At 53.2% G+C, this 18,543-nt stretch carries 22 protein-coding genes and 1 pseudogene; 7 read left to right on the plus strand and 16 right to left on the minus strand.

Annotated features, from left to right (window positions below; genetic code table 11):
• Positions 1 to 22 precede the first annotated feature (22 nt).
• Genes B498_RS15860 through B498_RS15850 form a run of 3 tightly spaced genes read right to left on the minus strand, consistent with a single transcriptional unit; the run spans position 23 to position 2,072 of the window.
• On the minus strand, positions 23 to 322 hold the full coding sequence (locus tag B498_RS15860; RefSeq protein WP_008500385.1) for a phage tail assembly protein: 300 nt from the start codon (positions 320 to 322) through the stop codon (positions 23 to 25).
• Between the two features lie 52 nt (positions 323 to 374).
• Positions 375 to 890, minus strand: coding sequence for a phage major tail tube protein (locus B498_RS15855; RefSeq protein WP_008500386.1), 516 nt, complete (start codon positions 888 to 890; stop codon positions 375 to 377).
• Positions 891 to 2,072, minus strand: a complete 1,182-nt coding sequence (locus tag B498_RS15850; RefSeq protein ID WP_008500387.1) for a phage tail sheath subtilisin-like domain-containing protein — start codon at positions 2,070 to 2,072, stop codon at positions 891 to 893. It lies immediately after the preceding gene.
• A gap of 151 nt (positions 2,073 to 2,223) precedes the next feature.
• On the opposite strand from B498_RS15850, the gene B498_RS15845 reads away from it, so the two are divergent.
• Both B498_RS15845 and B498_RS22140 read left to right on the plus strand, forming a co-directional pair.
• Positions 2,224 to 3,378, plus strand: coding sequence for a phage late control D family protein (locus B498_RS15845; RefSeq protein WP_008500388.1), 1,155 nt, complete (start codon positions 2,224 to 2,226; stop codon positions 3,376 to 3,378).
• Positions 3,379 to 3,423: 45 nt separating this feature from the next.
• Entirely contained in the window at positions 3,424 to 3,672 is a 249-nt protein-coding gene (locus B498_RS22140; RefSeq protein WP_008500389.1) for an ogr/Delta-like zinc finger family protein, read from the plus strand.
• A 77-nt stretch (positions 3,673 to 3,749) separates the two neighbouring features.
• Here B498_RS22140 and B498_RS23495 read toward each other — a convergent pair.
• A pseudogene (locus tag B498_RS23495) lies at positions 3,750 to 3,983 on the minus strand (hypothetical protein); the annotation flags it as partial.
• 151 nt (positions 3,984 to 4,134) lie between these two features.
• Between B498_RS23495 and B498_RS15840 the strand changes: the two are divergent.
• Entirely contained in the window at positions 4,135 to 4,812 is a 678-nt protein-coding gene (locus B498_RS15840; RefSeq protein ID WP_032622786.1) for a DUF2076 domain-containing protein, read from the plus strand.
• A 354-nt stretch (positions 4,813 to 5,166) separates the two neighbouring features.
• Here B498_RS15840 and B498_RS22145 read toward each other — a convergent pair whose 3' ends face one another.
• From B498_RS22145 to B498_RS15810, 7 genes are all read right to left on the minus strand, one after another.
• Positions 5,167 to 5,646, minus strand: coding sequence for a DUF2778 domain-containing protein (locus B498_RS22145; protein WP_008500391.1), 480 nt, complete (start codon positions 5,644 to 5,646; stop codon positions 5,167 to 5,169).
• Positions 5,643 to 6,134 (minus strand): Hcp family type VI secretion system effector, encoded by a 492-nt coding sequence (locus B498_RS15835; protein WP_008500392.1) that lies wholly within the window; start codon positions 6,132 to 6,134, stop codon positions 5,643 to 5,645. Before B498_RS15835 ends, B498_RS22145 begins: the two co-directional genes overlap by 4 nt.
• A gap of 154 nt (positions 6,135 to 6,288) precedes the next feature.
• Entirely contained in the window at positions 6,289 to 7,005 is a 717-nt protein-coding gene (locus tag B498_RS15830; protein WP_008500393.1) for an ABC transporter ATP-binding protein, read from the minus strand.
• The gene (locus B498_RS15825; protein WP_008500394.1) at positions 7,002 to 7,877 is read right to left on the minus strand and encodes an ATP-binding cassette domain-containing protein; all 876 of its coding nucleotides are present in this window, start codon (positions 7,875 to 7,877) and stop codon (positions 7,002 to 7,004) included. Before B498_RS15825 ends, B498_RS15830 begins: the two co-directional genes overlap by 4 nt.
• The gene (livM, locus tag B498_RS15820; RefSeq protein WP_025912272.1) at positions 7,874 to 9,148 is read right to left on the minus strand and encodes a high-affinity branched-chain amino acid ABC transporter permease LivM; all 1,275 of its coding nucleotides are present in this window, start codon (positions 9,146 to 9,148) and stop codon (positions 7,874 to 7,876) included. Before livM ends, B498_RS15825 begins: the two co-directional genes overlap by 4 nt.
• Before the next feature lie 11 nt (positions 9,149 to 9,159).
• Entirely contained in the window at positions 9,160 to 10,074 is a 915-nt protein-coding gene (locus B498_RS15815; RefSeq protein WP_008500397.1) for an ABC transporter permease subunit, read from the minus strand.
• A gap of 99 nt (positions 10,075 to 10,173) precedes the next feature.
• The gene (locus B498_RS15810; RefSeq protein WP_008500398.1) at positions 10,174 to 11,295 is read right to left on the minus strand and encodes a branched-chain amino acid ABC transporter substrate-binding protein; all 1,122 of its coding nucleotides are present in this window, start codon (positions 11,293 to 11,295) and stop codon (positions 10,174 to 10,176) included.
• A gap of 424 nt (positions 11,296 to 11,719) precedes the next feature.
• On the opposite strand from B498_RS15810, the gene B498_RS15805 reads away from it, so the two are divergent.
• Positions 11,720 to 12,388 (plus strand): YecA family protein, encoded by a 669-nt coding sequence (locus B498_RS15805; protein WP_008500399.1) that lies wholly within the window; start codon positions 11,720 to 11,722, stop codon positions 12,386 to 12,388.
• 33 nt (positions 12,389 to 12,421) lie between these two features.
• Here the strand turns inward: B498_RS15805 and tyrP are convergent, their stop codons facing one another.
• On the minus strand, positions 12,422 to 13,633 hold the full coding sequence (gene tyrP / locus B498_RS15800; RefSeq protein ID WP_025912273.1) for a tyrosine transporter TyrP: 1,212 nt from the start codon (positions 13,631 to 13,633) through the stop codon (positions 12,422 to 12,424).
• A gap of 229 nt (positions 13,634 to 13,862) precedes the next feature.
• Between tyrP and B498_RS15795 the strand changes: the two genes are divergently transcribed.
• Positions 13,863 to 14,204, plus strand: coding sequence for a hypothetical protein (locus B498_RS15795; protein ID WP_008500402.1), 342 nt, complete (start codon positions 13,863 to 13,865; stop codon positions 14,202 to 14,204).
• 36 nt (positions 14,205 to 14,240) lie between these two features.
• Here the strand turns inward: B498_RS15795 and ftnA are convergent, their stop codons facing one another.
• Together ftnA and yecR are read right to left on the minus strand one after the other, a co-directional pair.
• Positions 14,241 to 14,738, minus strand: coding sequence for a non-heme ferritin (ftnA, locus tag B498_RS15790; RefSeq protein ID WP_008500403.1), 498 nt, complete (start codon positions 14,736 to 14,738; stop codon positions 14,241 to 14,243).
• A gap of 203 nt (positions 14,739 to 14,941) precedes the next feature.
• A complete protein-coding gene (gene yecR, locus B498_RS15785) occupies positions 14,942 to 15,280 on the minus strand; it encodes a YecR family lipoprotein (protein ID WP_008500404.1) in 339 nt (112 codons plus the stop codon).
• 234 nt (positions 15,281 to 15,514) lie between these two features.
• On the opposite strand from yecR, the gene azuC reads away from it, so the two are divergent.
• Complete coding sequence (azuC, locus tag B498_RS22845; RefSeq protein ID WP_014884364.1) at positions 15,515 to 15,598, plus strand: stress response protein AzuC; 84 nt, start codon at positions 15,515 to 15,517, stop codon at positions 15,596 to 15,598.
• 108 nt (positions 15,599 to 15,706) lie between these two features.
• Positions 15,707 to 15,958, plus strand: a complete 252-nt coding sequence (locus tag B498_RS15780) for a DUF2766 family protein (RefSeq protein ID WP_008500405.1) — start codon at positions 15,707 to 15,709, stop codon at positions 15,956 to 15,958.
• A gap of 42 nt (positions 15,959 to 16,000) precedes the next feature.
• Here B498_RS15780 and B498_RS15775 read toward each other — a convergent pair whose 3' ends face one another.
• Positions 16,001 to 17,344 (minus strand): anaerobic C4-dicarboxylate transporter, encoded by a 1,344-nt coding sequence (locus B498_RS15775; protein ID WP_008500406.1) that lies wholly within the window; start codon positions 17,342 to 17,344, stop codon positions 16,001 to 16,003.
• Positions 17,345 to 17,500: 156 nt separating this feature from the next.
• Positions 17,501 to 18,004 (minus strand): non-heme ferritin-like protein, encoded by a 504-nt coding sequence (locus B498_RS15770; protein ID WP_008500408.1) that lies wholly within the window; start codon positions 18,002 to 18,004, stop codon positions 17,501 to 17,503.
• Positions 18,005 to 18,543: the final 539 nt, after the last annotated feature.

Below are 18,543 nucleotides of genomic sequence, written 5' to 3' on the forward strand. Positions count from 1 at the left end.
ACATCGCTGAATACTGCCTCTCTTACTTGCTCGCCGTCGCCGCCTCGTTCGGTGCGGACGGCGCCGCTTTCGTCAAAAAAGGCGTAATCTCTTCACACAGCGCCGTAAAGTCGCCGGTCGCCATTGAGGAAATATCAGTGGTTGTCAGCTGAGGCGCGGTGACGCGTGTTAGCAGAGTTGATACCGCGTCATAGTCGAAGTTAAGAACGTCAACCAGCCGCAGCCCGCGCAGTGAGCCAGCCTGCTTGATTGTGTCGGTGATTGCGACGGATTTGATTTCCTGGTCGCCGCGTTTAATGGGTTGGCTGAGAGTTACTGGCATTATATTTTCTCCGGGCGGCCAGGCTGGCCGCCATTGGTAGTGGTAAAAAAGATTACTGACCGAGACCCAGGGCGGACGCAATGCGGTCCGTGTAGAGACTCTTTCCGTTGCGCTTGTAGATGAAGTTCAGCAGGTCGATTTCCAGCAAAGGCTTGTCATCCACGGAGAGCTTGTAATACGTATTTTTGAGCGCATAAGTATGGCTGGTGTCATCACCCTGCTTGGCTTCGCCCTGGTCAACTTCGGTAATACGTCCGCGCATTTCGACCTCAAGCAGGGAACTTGTCCCACCGCTGTAGATCTCACCGACAAAGCGCGTGCGTAGTTCGTCAATATCCCCGCCCCATTTCAGGATCAGCTCTTCGACCATGCCGCCAACAACCATTGATGCATCCAGTGCACCTGAATCAAGGCCGAGGTCAACAGCAGCGGAGCCAAGCATCCCGCCACCCTGATAATCTTCCGTTTTACGGGTAATTTTCGGGAGCGTGACGCTGGGGATCTTCCCGATGTAGTTGTCGCCATCAACAAACATCGTGAACAGGCGGAGTTTCTTCGGAATAGCCATTTATGCACCTCCCAGCGATGCAAAGGCTGGTTCGTAATACTGATCGGTAAACGTCTGGATCAGCGTCAGGTTTTCCAGCGGTGGTACGGGGCTGTAGTTGTAGCGAACAACGGCTTTACCCTGGCGAATACCGGTGGTCGGGTTATCGACAATATCAAACCAGCATGCCGCACCAATCAGTTTGCCAGCAGTGACCAACGCCTGAAGTTTGGCATTGATCCCGCTTACTACATCTTTGACGTTAGCCGGGGTAAGCGGTTTATCCACGGTGGTGAATTGCGCTTCCGCAATGCTGTCCGCAAGAATTTGGGCCGTCCGGGTAAACACCTCGAAAATATACTCTTCGGTGTCGGTGGTACGGTTACCCCAGAACCGGAAGCCATCGCGTTTGATCAGCGTGGTAATCTCGTTAGCGTTCAGCTCGTTAGCATCGGAGTCCTCCGCCTGTAACGCCCAGAACACATCTTTTGAGATACCCAGGACGTTTTTCACCGCAACGTTAGAAAGTGATTTGTGCCAGCCCTGCTCATTGTCAATCAGTGCCCGCAGGCCAAGCGCATAGGCAACTGCCGGGAATTCTTCATTAACGCCGGTCTGCGGGTTGAAGGCGATGAAGTTGGGCCAAATCATCATCCCTTCACGTTCTGCGAACTGCTCGCGGTAGGTTTTCGCTTCGGCGATAGTCTCGCAGCCATCGCAGTAGCTGTAAGAGAATGCACGCAGCTGCTTCGCAATTACGCGCAGCTGTGCGGTTACTTCCTGCGTGTCGTACATTGGAATGCCGAGGATGCGAGGGCGATAACCGGTTTTCTGCTCTGCGGTCAGCAGGGCAAACATCCCGGTATAGCTTCCGTCAGCCTGCGTGCCACCGATAATGAGCTGGGATTGCGTTTTGGCATTTTCTCCTTCCTTTGCTTCAGCGACACGAACAACAATTACACGTGTGCTGACCTGGTCGGAAATAGCCTTAAGAGATTTATACAGTGAGCCTGTTTTGCCCGCCTTACCCAGCACGCTAATCACGCGAGTGATCAGGACTGGCGTATCAAGTGGAAAGGTGAGGGGATCGGCATCATCGGCCACCGCAACCAGACCAATGACCGTTGAATCAATGTCATTGATCGCGGTCTGGAGGTCGGTGTTTTCTTTGGTGCGCGCCCCGTGGAAAAAGTTGTCGGTCATACTCTACCGCCATCATGTTTAGTGAGTTCATGGTGATATTCGCTGAATTCCGGGCGGCAGACACGTCACGATGGATGTCGCAGAAAGGCGACAACAAAAGGCTGTTTGTCCTATCGCGCGCGCATGGAAATATTTGCGGGAGGAGAAAGCGATGACACTGACAACTGACGCGATAGAGAGCGCGAAAAGCCTGCTGAATGCAGGTGCTGAGAAATTCAAGAATTACCCAGGCGACCTGTCACGTGTGCCAGCGTTTAACGTCATGCTTGGCGGCAAAGCGCTGATCATGCTGGATGAGAAACTATTCTCGTTAGAATTAACAGATAACAGGGGCTTTAATGCTGATGAACTGACTATCACTGTTGATGACAGCCAGGGAGATATTGAGTTACCGCCACGTGGCGCTGAATTGTCGGTAGCGATAGGCTGGCAGGGAGAGAAACTGGTACACAAAGGGATTTTCATCGTGGATGAAATTGCGCACTCAGGACCGCCGGACCGTATCGAGATCACGGCCAGAAGTGCAGATTTCCGCGATGAATTTAACGTTAAGCGGGAGGTGTCGTGGCATGACGTTACAGTAGAGCGCATCGTCTCTGCTATAGCTCACAGGTACAAGTTAAAACCTCTCATCTCAGAGCAACTGATGTCCGCCGAGATCGATCATGCAGATCAGACGCAGGAAAGCGATATGTCGTTTCTCACGCGCATGGCGGAAATGCTGGGTGCTATTGCAACTGTGAAAAATGGTTACCTGCTCTTCATCCTGCCTGGTGGCGGTGTCAGTGCAAATGGCAGAGCGTTGCCGGAGTTTTCCATCACGCGCAGCAGCGGAGATCGCCATTCTTTCCGGATTGCAGATCGCGACGCATACACTGGCGTGCAGGCGTACTGGCTTGATATGGATTTCGGGAAAAAGAAAAAGGTCACTGTTAAAAAGCGGAAAAAAACCGCAGACAAAAAGCCGCGCAGCAGCAGCCGGGAAGGGGACTATATTGCCGGTGAAGATGGTAACGTTTTTGTACTCCGTACGACGTACAGCAGCGAGATGGCCGCACAACGTGCAGCAACTGCAAAATGGCAACAACTCCAGCGCGGAGCCGCTGAGTTCTCTCTAACCCTGGCTTACGGGCGCGCGGATCTTTATCCGGAGATGCACGGAACGGTAACGGAGTTCAAAGACGTCATTGACGGCCAGGACTGGATAATTGCGAAGGCAAGCCACACTATTGACGATAGTGGGTTTAAAACACGTCTGGAGCTGGAAGCAAAAATACCTGAATGGATTGCAGAAACCGAATCATAGCGGCCATAATATGAGCGAGTTCAACTCCCGCCATGGGAGGCCATTATGTTTAAGTGTCCTGTTTGTGGTGCCGTCGCCCGTACGCGCACCAGTCGCCCTCTTAGTGAAATGACAGTCCGGCATTATCACCAGTGCCAGAATTTCGAATGCAGTATTACGTTTACCACGCTTAACAGCGTTGAGAAGCTGGTAACCAAACGCGCACCCCGCGATAAGTTACCAGCTGATTTCATCCCATCCGATGCCTTCCCCGCTTCTCACTACGGGAGGGATCAGCTTAATTTGGCCCTCTAAATAGTGGCAGCAAAAGTCCAGCCATTACCTGTGACTACCAGCGATTACCATCAAAGAGAGTCTTATTTATCATAAGCTTATGTTTTATAAGACTCTCTAATAGTTTTTAAAATCCCTCGGCGTTCGCGCTGTGTGGGTTCAAGTCCCACTCCGGCTACCATGGGAAACAAAGAATAATCAAAGCAATAAGCAGTGTCGTGAAACCACCGAAAGGTGGTTTTTTTGTGCCTCCAGTTTAGCGCGAAGTGAGCGTATCTCATCGTCATCACGATCGTGCTGTGCCCGGGAATTTGCTGCCATACCAGAACGTTAAGCCTGACTCTCTAATATCAAGCCCGGAAAGCAGGGCGATTGTCAGCTAACCTGCAACCAATCTTAAACAAACATTTCACTCGCCAGACACAGGTTGCCGCCGCTGATAAACTGGTCGGTATCCACCCTGGAGAGCGGAAGGTTATTGTCATGCAATATGAAGAACAGCAGCTTATCAACGGCCTTTTCGAGCGTCTTAAACAGGCCGAACAACAAAACAGCCAACGGGATGCAGATGCAGAGCGTCAGATCGCTGAATTTGTCAGACAGCAGCCTGCGGCCCCCTACTATATGGCGCAGTCGATTTTGATTCAGGAAGCGGCGCTGAAACGTCTGCAGGCCCGGGTTCAGGAGCTTGAAAGCGAATTAGCCGCGCAAAAAAGCAAACCCTCGACGGGCGGCAGCTTCCTCGGCGGCCTGTTTGGTGGCGGGAAAAGTAACCCGCAGCCTGACAACAGCTGGAATGCCCAGCCGCAACAGCCGCCGGCGCAGGATTACTCTCGGGCGCCAGCGTCGGCTACTCGCGGCGGCGGTTTTATGGCTGGCGCGCTCCAGACAGCCGCTGGCGTGGCCGGTGGCATCGCGCTTGCCGAGATGCTTACCAGCATGTTCCATCAGTCGCGGCCGGAAGAGATCGTGAACATCATCGAAGAGCCGACAATGCCCGTCGGTGGTGAACCGTTTGTCGGTAATCAATACGGCGACGTTAATAACGTCTCTGACACCCGTTTCCTCAACCAGAACGATCCGTTCGGCAGTAATAACGACGTCTGGCAGAACGACGATGTAGATGACGACTACAGCAATGACGACGATAGTTTTATTTAACGACGTTATCGTGTCACCATCGAAATGAAGTTAACCCTGAAAGTTGGGTATCCAACTTTCGGGGTTTTGCTTTTCCGGGTCAAAAAAGCCTTCGAGGCTAAGCCTGAAGGCTCATAAATCACATTCTTTTTACTGCTTTTCTTACTAACAAACCTGTAAGAATTGCCGGAAGCAATCCAAACAAAGAGGCGATATCGACTAACGTATCCTCCAGTTCTTCTATCCCGTATGTCCCGAAATGGTCCATCACGGCATAAGCCCATTCGACAGGTATCAAAATAAAAAGCCAGCGCGTATATAAAAGAAAACTGATAAGACCGATTGCAAGGCTGAAGGTGATTTCTATAAAAGTCCTCATGTTACTGTTATTGTCCCGTAAGCTTTAAAGCTCGTGCAAGGTACCGGCATCATAGTTGTTTTCATAAGAGCTTCGTGCAAGTAATCAAAGTCACTCAGATGAAGAAGGGTTATACAGCCTTCGCTTAACCCTCTTGGTCCTATCGGATGGAGGCGGAAATGGCCACGCCGGACACCTTCAACAAATACTTGATCATCTATCTGCCAGTCATCTTTGTATAAGGCAAACCATTTTGAGCGATCGGTGCCATAAATATTTTTCAGGGCAAAATCACTTAGTCCTCCGAGCCTGCCTCCGCTCTGTCGGTTCACGATGAAGTAACGTCCTGGCGGGATAGGTCCGATTTCTGGTTTGCTTGCCATAGTCGGATTGTTTCTGCCATAGAGCTGGCCTGAGAATGCCGGAAAGTTTCCTATACCCGGAACGGTAAGAATAGATGACGGTAAGCCATTCAATGCATAGCGAGCAATAATCATGCTGTAACCCGAATATTCCAGCCGTCAGTAAACTGGATATTCCCGTCGCAGTGCTTCCATGTGATTCTCTCATAACGCAGTTCTATCGCCTCAAGGTGATTGTGTTTTTCCATTGAGGGATTTTTTACGTTATGCATTACAGGCGTTATCCCTACGATTTTCACATTTTCTAAAAGCATGTTGAAATACTCAACTTCCTGCCCTGCATCGTTGATACGGTACCATTTGATTTCAGCTGACTTTAGGGTCTGGCCAGTTGCTACAGCCCGGTAAAGGTAAGGCGAGGATGAATCAAACTCTTTTTCGATTGTTAGTGGGGAGTGGACGCGGGTACCGGTTAGTTTCCCTGTATTGCCATCGGTTGGAATGTGTAAACCATGGCCAAACGATAAAACCTCAATGCTACCTTCACGGTGCTGAACATCTACAGAACCTGTAATATTCGCACCTCCGTCATCTTTGAGCCATAAATATGCGGGTATAGCCATTCTGAACGCTCCTTTTCAGTGAGTTTGACGTGATTGTCAAAGACTAATAAATCAACAAACTCAGGCCTTCTCAAGGCATTGCGTGCTATACTTTTCGTGAGTATCTCATTGTTATTTATATGAAAATATTTCTAATGGTTCCTTAGGTGTCAAATCACACCCCGCCCAAATACGCCTTCCTCACCTCCTGATTCCCCAGCAATTCCTCACCGCTGCCGCTCAGCCGGATCTGTCCGTTCACCATCACATACCCGCGGTCAGACAGCTTCAACGCATGGTGCGCATTCTGCTCCACCAGAAAAATGGTCATGCCGCTGCGGGCCAGCTCGCGCAGCGTCTGGAAGATCTGCTTCACCACAATCGGGGCTAAGCCCAGGCTGGGCTCATCCAGAAGCAGCAGCTTCGGACGGCTCATCAGCGCCCGGGCGATCGCCAGCATCTGCTGTTCCCCGCCGGACATGGTCATCGCGCGCTGTTTACGTCGCTCCTTAAGGCGAGGGAAAAGGTCAAACATGGTTTGCATATCTTCAGCCGCAAACTGATTGCCGATGGGAATGGTCCCCATCAGCAGGTTCTCTTCAACGGTCATATCCGGGAAGATACGTCTGCCTTCCGGTGCCTGCGCAATGCCGCCGGACGCAACATAGTGGGTGGATTGATGGCTGATGTCTTCACCACAGAACAGGATTTGCCCGCTGCGGATACGGGGCTGGCCGAAGATGGACATCAGCAATGTCGATTTACCCGCGCCGTTTGCGCCAATCAGCGCCACGGTTTCCCCCTTATTCACCTCAAGAGAGACCTGCTTCAGCGCCTGAATGACGCCGTAAAACACATCCACCTCGCGAAAAGCCAGCAGCGGTTCGCTCATAGGGAGACCTCGCTTTCATCCGTGCCCAGGTAGGCTGCAATGACCTTTTCATCATGCTGGATCTGCTCGGGTTTCCCCCTGGCAATCACATCGCCGTGGTCGAGCACGATAATGTCGTCCGAAATGTCCATCACCATCCCCATATCATGCTCAATCAGCAATACCGTGATGTCATGATGATCCCGCAGAAAGCGAATAATGCCGCTCAGCTTGTGCGTTTCAACCGGATTAAGCCCGGCGGCGGGTTCATCCAGACAGATCATTTCCGGCCCGGTACACATTGCCCGCGCGATTTCCAGTCGCCGCTGCTGGCCGTATGACATCTCTCCCGCCAGGCGATTGGCGCACTCCACCAGATCCACTACTTCCAGCCAGTAGAAGGCTCTGTCCAGGGCGTCGCTTTCCGCCCGCCGGTATTCCGGCGTATTTAAGATCCCGGCGAGCAGATTACGGTTAACGCGCATATGCTGCGCGACCAGCAGGTTTTCCACGACCGACATCTCGCGAAAAAGACGGATATTTTGAAACGTGCGCGCCAGCCCGGCACGGTTGACCAGGTGGGTTCCGCCGAACATTTTGTAGAAAAGACGCTGCCCGAACTGCGCGGGGTTAATCCAGTCACCCGGCTGGAATTTTTGCCCGAGGACCTGAATCACGTTGGTCGTTTTATGGCGGGTATTAAACAAAATGTTGCCGCCGGAGGCTCTGTAGAAGCCCGTCAGGCAGTTAAACACGGTTGTTTTGCCCGCCCCGTTGGGGCCAATCAGGGCGGTAATGGAGCCGCGCTGCACGTCCAGGTTGACGTCGTTTAGCGCCTTAATCCCGCCAAAATGCATCATCAGATGCTCAACGCGTAATATCGTTTCGTTCATGGTGCGACGCCCTTACGCACGGCAAACCCGCTGCGGTTAATGCGGATCAAACCGCGTGGACGCCAGATCATCATCACCACCATCAGCATGCCAAACAGCAGGACGCGGTACTCGGCAAAACTGCGCAGCAGCTCCGGCGTTACCGTGAGCACAAAGGCGGCCAGCACTACGCCCAGCGTAGAACCCATACCGCCCAGCACCACAATGGCGAGGATCAATGCCGATTCAAAGAAGGTAAAGGAGGTCGGATTCACGAACCCCTGATAGGTGGCGAAGAACACCCCGGCAATGCCTGCGGTGGACGCGCCCAGCGTAAAGGCGGAAAGCTTAACCAGAACATGATTTAACCCCATTGAGCGGCAGGCAATTTCGTCTTCGCGCAGGGCTTCCCACGCCCGACCAATCGGCATGCGCGTCAGGCGGTGCTTGATGTAAAGTACCAGCATCACCACCAGAAACAGCACCGCGTAGATAAAGATAAACTTCATGTTCGGGTTGTAGGTCAGGTGGAAAAACTCGTGGAAGGGCACGCCGCCTTCTTTTGCGCGTCGCCCAAACTCAAGACCGAAAAAGGTGGGGGGAGGGGCAGACACGCCGTTGGGGCCGCCGGTGAAGGTCAGCCAGTTGTTCAGTATCAGGCGAATGATTTCCCCGAAGCCGAGGGTGACGATGGCCAGATAGTCACCGTGCATGCGCAGTACCGGGAAGCCGAGCAGGGCACCTGCGGCAGCGGCCATGATTGCCGCGAGCGGCAGCATGCTCCAGAAGCCCAGGCCGAGATACTGGTATCCCAGCGCCAGGCCGTACGCACCAATCGCATAGAACGCGACATACCCCAGATCCAGCAGGCCGGCCAGGCCCACGACGATGTTCAGCCCCAGACCGAGAAGCACGTAGATCAGCCCGAGGATGGCGACGGTCAGAACATACTTGGTGGCGACAAACGGAAAGCAAATCGCAAGGGTAATCACCAGGGGAATAATCCAGCGCATGCGGCTTTTGTATTCCGGGGGGCGGACATATACGCCCGCGCTATCGGCCTCGAAGCGCGCCTGGAAACGAGCACCGGCAGCGGTACCTAAAAAAGCGCTCAGCAGAAAACGCCCCGCCATGACGATACCGACCATCCAGGCCAGGCGCTGCCCGGCGAAGGTAAAGCTATATCCGTCCAGCACCACACCTGCAATGGGGCCGAAGATAATCAGCGCAATCAGCCCGGAGAAAATCGCGTCCAGAATGCAGCGTTTAAGTGAAAAACCGTGTGACGTCATCATTGTCTCCCTCACACTTTGGCCACAATCGGGCGCCCGAGCAGCCCCTGAGGGCGGAAAATCAGGATCATCACCAGCAGGCCAAACGAGAAGACGTCTTTATAGTCCGAGTTCACCATGCCCGAGAACTGCGCTTCCGCCACGCCCAGGATAAGGCCGCCGAGCATGGCGCCGGGGAGGGAACCTATGCCGCCCAGTACCGCCGCCGTGAAAGCTTTAATGCCGATCACGAACCCGACGTAGAAATCAAAGGTGCCGTAATTCATGGTGATCAGCACCCCCGCCAGGCCCGCCATCGCCGCGCCGATGACGAAGACCAGCGAAATAATCCGGTCGGTGTTAATCCCCAGAATGGAGGCCATTTTGCGATCCTGCTGCACCGCACGGCACATCCGCCCCAGCCGGGTACGGTTGATTATCCAGGTGAGCACCAGCATGCCGGCAAACGAGGCCACCAGAATAAACACTTTGGTGTAGGTTATCTGCACGAACCCTTCGCCCAGATGCAGGCGAATCACGCCGTCCAGCATGGTCGGTACCCCTTGCTGGCGCGGGCCCTGGCTCAGCTGCGCGTAGTTTTGCAGGATAAGCGATATCCCGATGGCGGAGATCAGCGGTGCCAGGCGCGTGGAGTTGCGCAGCGGCTTATAGGCGATACGCTCGATGGTCCAGCCGTACACCCCGGTGACCACAATGGTGAACACCAGCGTGCCGAGGATCAGCAGCGGGAAGGACTGCAGGCCGAAGAACGAGAGCAGCGCCAGGCCAATGGCGCAGAGATAGGCGGAAATCATATACACTTCGCCGTGGGCGAAATTAATCATGCCGATAATGCCGTACACCATGGTGTAGCCGATGGCGATCAGGCCGTAGACGGAACCCAGCGTTAAGCCATTGATTAACTGTTGCAGGAAGAATGTACTCATTTTAGCGCGCTCGTTTTATAGGCTGCGCGAGCCGCGCAGCCTGATGTTTGTTACGCGCCGACGGGCGAGCCCATCGACGTTGAGCGTGACTCCGTCCCGTTACTCCACTTCCTTATATTTTCCTTTGTCGTCCCACTGGTATACCACGTAGTCAGAGACTTTCAGATCGCCTTTGCTGTCCCAGGCTTTTTTGCCCATCACCGTGTCGACGGAATTGGCCTTCAGCCACTCGCTGGCTTTGGCAGAGTCCTTGCCGCCGGTGGCCTTGAAGGCCGCGGCAATCGCCTGTACCGAGGCGTAGGAGTAGAGGGTGTAACCTTCCGGCTCGAATTTACCGGCGCGGAATTTCTCGATTACCGCTTTGCCGTCCGGGATCAGGCGCGGATCTTTACCGAAGGTCATGTAAATGCCATTGGTATATTGCGGGCCGCCCGCCGCGGTCACCATCTCTTCGTTGACGATACAGTCCCCGGAGAAGAATTTCGCCTGCACGCCCTGCTCACGCATCTGGCGAACCAGCGGGCCGGCTTCCGGATGACAGCCACCGAAGAACACGACGTCCGGTTTTTGCGCGCCGATCTTAGTGACCAGCGCGTTAAAGTCTTTTTCACCGCGGGATAACCCCTCGTACATCACATCCTGAACCCCGCGTTTCGCCAGCGCCGCTTTGGTGGCGTCAGCCAGGCCCTGACCATAGGTGTCTTTATCGTGAATAATCACCACCCGTTTGGCTTTCAGCTTGTCGATGATGAAGTCACTGGCCACCTGGCCCTGCTGGTCATCGCGGCCGCACATGCGGAACATGTCGCTCATGCCGCGTTCGGTGATCAGGGGGTTTGTTGAACCGGGGGTAATAGCGATGATCCCCGCATCGCTGTAAACCTCGGAGGCGGGCATGGTGGAAGAGGAGCAGAAATGACCGACCACGGCGTTGACTTTATCCTGGTCGACTAAGCGGTTGGCCACCGCCACCGCCTGCTTAGGCTCGCAGGCGTCATCACCCTGAACCAGTTTGATCTTCTCGCCGTTAATGCCGCCGGCGGCGTTAATGTCTTCAGCGGCCTGCGTTGCGCCGTGCCAGTACTGATCGCCATAGGTGGCATTAGGACCTGTGAACGGTCCGGCCACGCCAATCACGATATCTGCCCTGGCGGAAAACGCCGTCACCAGGCAACCGGCCAACACGAGAGAAAGCGGAGTTCTGATAAATTTCAGCGACATTATTATGTTCCTTAGCAAAGAGGTTTTTGCACCACGGCGTAAACCCGAACGCCCGACGGCGCAGCCAATCCGAAACACGAGCAAGAACAAAATGCACTAAACGAACAAGATACTGACGGCATCCTGCATATACGGCGAGGTTTCCCTGCGCAGCGTCGCGCGAAGAACATTAAGCAAAAACGTTGCCAGAATGGTTAACCCATTGACGGGCCTGTGACATGTTTGAGTATAGAGCGCCGCGTTATGCCGCCTTGCGGGAGGAGAAGAAATTACAGCGGAGATCACATATCGTTAACAATAAAGCCCATAAGTTGTGCAAAGGTCACGATTTGCACGTTTTTGCAGCAATAAAGACCTAAACTTCAGCCCGGAGAGGCGTGAGATATGTGTTAGGATCGTTTCCTTTTTATCAGGAGTGTCAGCGATGACTGAAGGCCCATTAAATGAAAGCGAAATGGCGTGGCTTGAAGAGACGTTAATCTCTTACGGTCATGACGATGCGTCCGTGCTTGACGTGTCTGAACTGGACGGCATGTTTACCGCAGTGCTTTCCGGTCCTGTTGTCGTTGAGCCAGATACCTGGCTGGTGGCGGTGTGGGGGGGCGAGAAATACATTCCGCGCTGGAAAAACGATCGCGAGATGAACCGTTTTATCGATCTTTGCTTTAAGCATATGAACGATATTGCCGAGCGCCTGAGCGAATATCCGGACCAGTTTGAACCGATGTTTGGCTATAACGACATTGACGGTGAGAGCTATACCGTGGTGGAAGAGTGGTGCTACGGCTACATGCGCGGCGTGGCGCTGACGGACTGGTCAGCCTTGCCGGACGAGCTGAAGGCCGATCTGGATGTGATTGCGCTGCACGGTAGCGAAGAGATCGGCGACCAGCTGGATGAATTGACCGAAGAAGAATATACCGCCAGCATTGAACGTATTCAGCCTGCGGCGCTGCGCTTGTATAACTACTGGGTGAACAATCCGCAGCAGCCGGAGGTGAAGAAGCCGATGGTGAACGGCACGAAGGTTGGGCGTAACGATCCGTGTCCTTGCGGCAGCGGGAAGAAGTTCAAGAGCTGCTGTTTGCACTGATAAAAAAGGGGCTGATGACAGCCCCTTTTTTCATTAACCCACTTCCGGCAGCATCCCGGCTGCAATCAACACCTGCACCAGAATAATCACCACCCCACAGCCAAACACAATGCACAGCAGCGGTTTTCCCCCCGCCACGCGGTAACCCTGCTGCGGATGCTGCTGGCGGCTCTTCCACGCCAGCAGGGAAGGGAGGAGCAGGGCAAGGACCGAGAGCGCCACCCCCGCATACCCCAGCGCCATCACAAACCCGCGTGGATAAAACAGCGCAAAGGCCAGCGGCGGCAGGAAGGTGATGGCCCCGGTCTGTAACCGTCCTGCGGCGGTATTGCGGCGCTGGAACAGGTCGGCCAGATAGTCAAACAGGCCAAGCGCCACGCCCAGAAACGAGGTAGCCAGCGCCAGGTCGGCAAAGAGGTGTACCGCCAGCTCCACGTGCGGGGAGGTGACGACCTCGCGCAGCGCCAGCAGAAAACCGTTCAGGCCTGCGTGCTGTGCCATCAGGCCAATAAAGGTTGAAGAGTCGATGCTGCCCAGGGTCACCAGCTGCCAGAAAATGTAGGCAATCAGCGGGATCGCGCTGCCGATAACAAAGACGCGGCGCAGCTTGCGAATATCGCCGTTCATATAGCTGACGATGCTCGGCACGCTGCCGTGGAAGCCAAACGAGGTGAAAATGACCGGGATGGCGGAAAGCGCCAGCCCTTTTTCCAGCGGCAGCGTCAGCAGATTGACCTGATGAACATGCGGTGCCAGCAGGACCAGCATGACAATCAGGAACAGAATTTTGGCGCTGAACAGGAAACGGTTAAACAGATCCACCAGCGACGTTCCCACGCAGACCACGCCGCCGCCGATGAGCGCAAAGAAGATGGCGCCCGTCGCCGGGGTAATGTCAGAGCCAAACCAGTCGTTAACGCTTGAGGCGATCAACTCCCCGGCCCCGCTGATGTAGGCGGCGGTCAGGGCGTACATCAGGAACATCATGCTGAAGCCGGTTATCCACTGGCCGTAGCGTCCCAGGTAGCGCGCCGCGAGGGAACCCAGACCGGTATCGGCGGGCACATGCTGGTAAACCTCAAGCAACAGCAGGGCGGTGTAGCACATCAGCGCCCAGAGCGTCCCCAGCAGCAGCAGGGTCATGCCAAATCCCACGCCCGCGGCTGCCAGAGGCATTGCCAGCATTCCTGCGCCAATCGTCGTTCCGGCGACGATAAAAATACTTCCCAGAGTTCTGTTTTTCACGCTTTCCTCTACAACGCTTCTTAACCGCGACAAAATCTGCGGCGCAGAGTAAGGGAAAAGCTGTAACTCGTCAAATCACCGTTACAAGAAGTGTAATGAATGTTTTACACATTAATATTCCTCTGACCCTTTATAGGCTTCCGCCTACTACATGAGGGCTATGTTGCTGAGCAACATTTCGGCGTAACGTAAATAATAAATATAAATTATCAAATAAAGTGAGGGTTTTATGGCGGGGGAGAATCCTTTTACCGCGGCATGGAGCCGTGGAGGCAACCTGTTGTGCCATGGCCACTGGATAATCCACTGGCAGAACCAGCCCCTGATACTTCCGGAGTCCCGCCGCGAAAAAGATATGGGCACCTGGGGAATCTATTCGGTTATTGATCCTGAGGATGAGACCTTTGCACAAGGCTTACAGGAAGATGAGTGGATCATAGCGAATGTCGACTGGTTGACGGATATGTTTTTCGAGAGGGGTATTGCGCTGGAGACGGCCAGCTACCGCTATTTTTACCAGGCCGTGAATCCTCACGACTGGCGCTGTACCAGCTGCGCTGGGTGTATGTAAATTAACGCGGTGCAGGGAACCCGCACCGCGCTGAAATTAATTCTGCGTATCCAGCGTGGAAAGTTCTTTATCAATAAAGTAAAGACCTTCGCCTGATTTCCCCACCAGAGATAATTTATCCAGTACGGATTTAAACAGCTTCTCTTCTTCATGCTGTTCGGCGACATACCACTGCAGGAAATTGAAGGTTGGATAATCCTGGCTGGTCATCGCGGCATGAACCAGTTCGTTAATTTTCTGGGTGATCAGCTGCTCGTGCTCGTAGGTGGCGCGGAACAGTTCATCGAGAGAATTATATTCAGCAAATGGGGATGCCACGGTTTCAATGCGCGGCAGGCTGCCGGTATCCGTCAGATAATCAAACAGACGCTGCATGTGGGTCATCTCTTCCTGCGCGTGACGACGCAGAAACGCGGCAGCGCCTTCAAAGCTGTGATAGCTGCACCAGGCGCTCATCTGCTGGTAGAGAAGGGATGAATACAGCTCAAGATTCATTTGTGCGTTGAGCTTGTCGATCATTTCAGTTTTCAGCATGGTGGCGCTCCGGGTTATTATTTCTGGTTCACAATGAGCGACACTATAATTTGTTATTTAATTATTTGCAAAACGTAAAATATTTATTTTATTTATTTAAAATACGAATGGGAATAAAACGCATTGGCGATTTTATCATTTATTAATGAGAATTGTTTTTGTTCGTAATGAAATAAACTGCCAGCCTGCGCTGGCAGTCTGGATTAATACCACGGATTGTTTGACTTAGGGCTCACGGCATAACCCATACATTTATACTGGATAGTCACGCTCTCGTTCAGACACAACGAGCCGCTAATGAGGGTGCAGGTTTTAATGGGCTGACCATAGGCTGAGGCCGTGGCGTACCCCATGCTCTGACACGCTTTTGCCGCCGTACCGTTATTCACATACTCATCGGAATACGCATTTTGCAGCGCTGCCTGACCGTAGTTAAGGCGGACGATGCCGTTCGGCGCATCGAGGGTGCTGACTTCAGCCTGGCGGTTAATGCTGCACCCCGCGAGCAGGAGGAGTGTGCCGGCTACAATGACTCTTTTCATGGTTCGCTCTGAGTGGATGGAAATACGTTATCGTACCCGCAGATGCCCGCCGCAATGGCTGGAATAGCCGGACAATCTGCCCTCACTCTTCGCAACGGGTCGATGGTGAACGCGATCAGACCCCATTCTGATTAAATTGTGATTTCTATCACAAAAGCATTGATTTTTGTGATGGTGGTCATATTATAGGCGCATTGACGATAAAGTTGTATAACAAGTTGATGGAGCATCACTGTGAAACTGCGCAAAATCCTGAAAAGTATGTGGGCCAATTACTGCCGCACGTTCAAAGACGTGCCGCCGGGCGCCATGTTCTGATAAAAAAAACCTGCTTCGGCAGGTTTTTTTATACCTGCAGACGTTGAAGGGAAGATGTCAGGGGGCGTGTTTTGATACTATGGCGGCCTTTAAATAAGGAGAAACCCCATGTCACAAAACCTGAGCGCCGATCAGGAACTGGTCTCTGACGTTGTCGCCTGCCAGTTGGTTATCAAGCAAATCCTGGATGTTCTGGACGTGATTGCGCCGGTTGAAGTGCGCGAGAAGATGTCTACCCAGCTGAAAAACATCGACTTCGCCAGCCATCCTGCTGCCGCTGACCCGGTAACGCTTCGTGCGATCCAGAAAGCCATCGCGCTGATCGAGCTGCGATTCACGCCGCAGGGTGAGTCCCACTGACGCAGGGAAATGGGCGACGGCATGCGTCGCCCTTTGATGTTATCAGAAGAACGTCTGGACCAGCAGGTAGCTCGCGGCACACGCGCAGCTTACCCCAATCAGCCCTGGCAAAATAAAGCTGTGGTTGATGATAAATTTACCGATGCGGGTCGTGCCTGACCGGTCAAAGCCGATGCAGGCCAAATCGCTGGGATAGGTCGGCAGGACAAAATAGCCGTAAGACGCCGGGAAAAAGGCGATCAGCATTTTCGGGTCGATGCCCAACATCAACCCCATCGGCGCCACCGCCGTCAGCGCCGCCGCCTGGCTGTTCACCAGTTTTGACACCAGAAACAGCACAATCGCATATGTCCACGGGTGGCTTTTCACCACGCCTTCCAGGGCCAGCTTTAACTCGTCGAGATGCGCCTGGAAAAAGGTATCGCTCATCCACGCCACGCCGAATACCGAGAAGATCGCAACCATACCGGCCTTGAATACCGCGCCGTTGGAAATCGCGGAGGCATTGACCTTACAGGCCATCAGCATCACGGCACCCGCAATTAGCATCATCATCTGGATGACAAGGTTCATCGACAGCGCCGTCATTTTGCCTTTCAGTTCAAAGGCGGGGCGCAGCTCAGGGAAGGCCCCCAGCAGAACGACCACGGCAATGCCGGCAAAGAAAATCCACGTGGACCAGTAGGCCTGTTTTGGGAAACGCTGATTCATTAACGTCTCTGTTCCGCCATAGATAAACTCGCGCTGCTTAGGATCTTTTAGCTTTTCCTGAAACTCCATGTCGTCCGCCAAATCTTTCCCGCGGCGTAAACTCCACAGTGCAGCAATAGCCACGCCGAAAAGTGAAGCGGGAACCGACACGGCGAGAATTTCCAGAATTCCCCACGCGTGGCCGATCCCATGCTGGGCTGCCAGGATGGACACCAGCGACACGACGGCAACGGAAACGGGGGAGGCCGTGATGGCCATCTGCGACGCGACCGACGCCACGGCCATAGGGCGCTCCGGACGGATCCCTTTTTTCAGGGCGATATCCGCAATAATCGGGAACATGGTGTAGACCACATGGCCGGTGCCGCACAGAAAGGTCAGCATCCAGGTGGTAAACGGGGCGAGCAGGGTGATGTGCTGCGGGTGTTTGCGCAGCAGACGTTCCGCAAACTGCATCATGACGTTGAGACCGCCCGCCGTTTGCAGAGTAGCGGCACAGCCAATCACCGCGAGGATGGTCAGCATGACGTCAACCGGCGGTTTACCCGGCTGCAGACCAAAGACGAAACATAAAATAAAAAGACCAATACCGCTGATTAACCCAAGCCCCATACCGCCGAAACGCGTACCCGTCAGCAGGCAGAGGAGAATGACAACAAACTCAATGGTGATCATGATGCTCCCTCGTCAATGATTATGTAATTAAATAAATCATCACACGTTGTGTGGTTAATCATTGGGAGCCAGATCTGATTTGTTAAATTTCAGCAAAAGCAGAAGGTTGGAGAGGGGAAGGGGACCTGCTCCCCGGGACGGAAGCAGGCCAGAAACTCAGTGGTGCTGCACCGCCACAATGTCGAGCAGGTGACGGTCGGTTTGCTCAGGACATAAACCTGCCTGCTGCGCGTTATGCAGCTCATCCGCCAGCGTCTTCAGCAGCAGGCCATCCTGCTGCTGCTCTTTATCCATATCGCGTAAGAATCTGAGCGTCGTAATGTCCTGCTGCGCTTTGGCTTCATCGGCCAGTTTGTTGAGGGTGCTGCAGCGTTGTTCATACTCTTCAAGCGTTTTCTGAAACAGTTCTTCCAGACAAGAGTAGCTCTCGTTTATCCCATCAAGGGCTTTAACGACAGGGTTTGCCCCGGCAGCTTTCAGGAAGTTAAAAACGCGCATCATATGGGTGACGTTACTTTGTGCCTGAGAGCGAAAGAAGGTGGCAGAGCCCGTGAGGCTATTCTCAGCGCACCAGGCACTTAAGTGAAGGTGCAGGTTGGAGGCGTAGAACTCAAGGTTCATCTGCGCGTTAAGTTTTTGCATCATCGTTTGGGTAGCCATACTCATATCCTTATTGACGGTGGGACGTGATGTCCGTTGCTTAACCTGAGCACCAGGCAAGTACGAAGAAAAAGAGCAGAAATACGCTTTCTGCAGTAAACGAAGTCGACCGAAATTCACTTCCTGTGTTCGATATAAATAAGCATACCCTTGTCTTTGGTCTAAGAAAACTCTTAAATTGGCTGTGTTTACCATACATTACAAACTTTAATATAGTACAGAAATACAATTAGCTCGCCATAGATCAGTGTTTAGATAATCCTCTGATAATCAACATTTTTTTCGAAGAGATATGCTGTTACTCTTTCGGGAATATTAAACCGGAATAATGCTCCGTAAAAAAATGAATCACGGATTAATTATTCCGTATATCAGGTGCATTAATAAAATTGCGCTAAATCAAATTCTGTGGAGTAAATAAGTTTCAGTGCGTGTGGCATTTTTGATGGAAAACATACTGCACTTTTCTGACGTCCGGCGTTCTCGTGCCCGATCCGGGGCATCAGGGATATCTTAGCTAATCTTATGGATAATCCTGC

Source organism: Enterobacter sp. SST3 (genome assembly GCF_000286655.1).
Taxonomy (GTDB): Bacteria; Pseudomonadota; Gammaproteobacteria; order Enterobacterales; family Enterobacteriaceae; genus Enterobacter; species Enterobacter roggenkampii.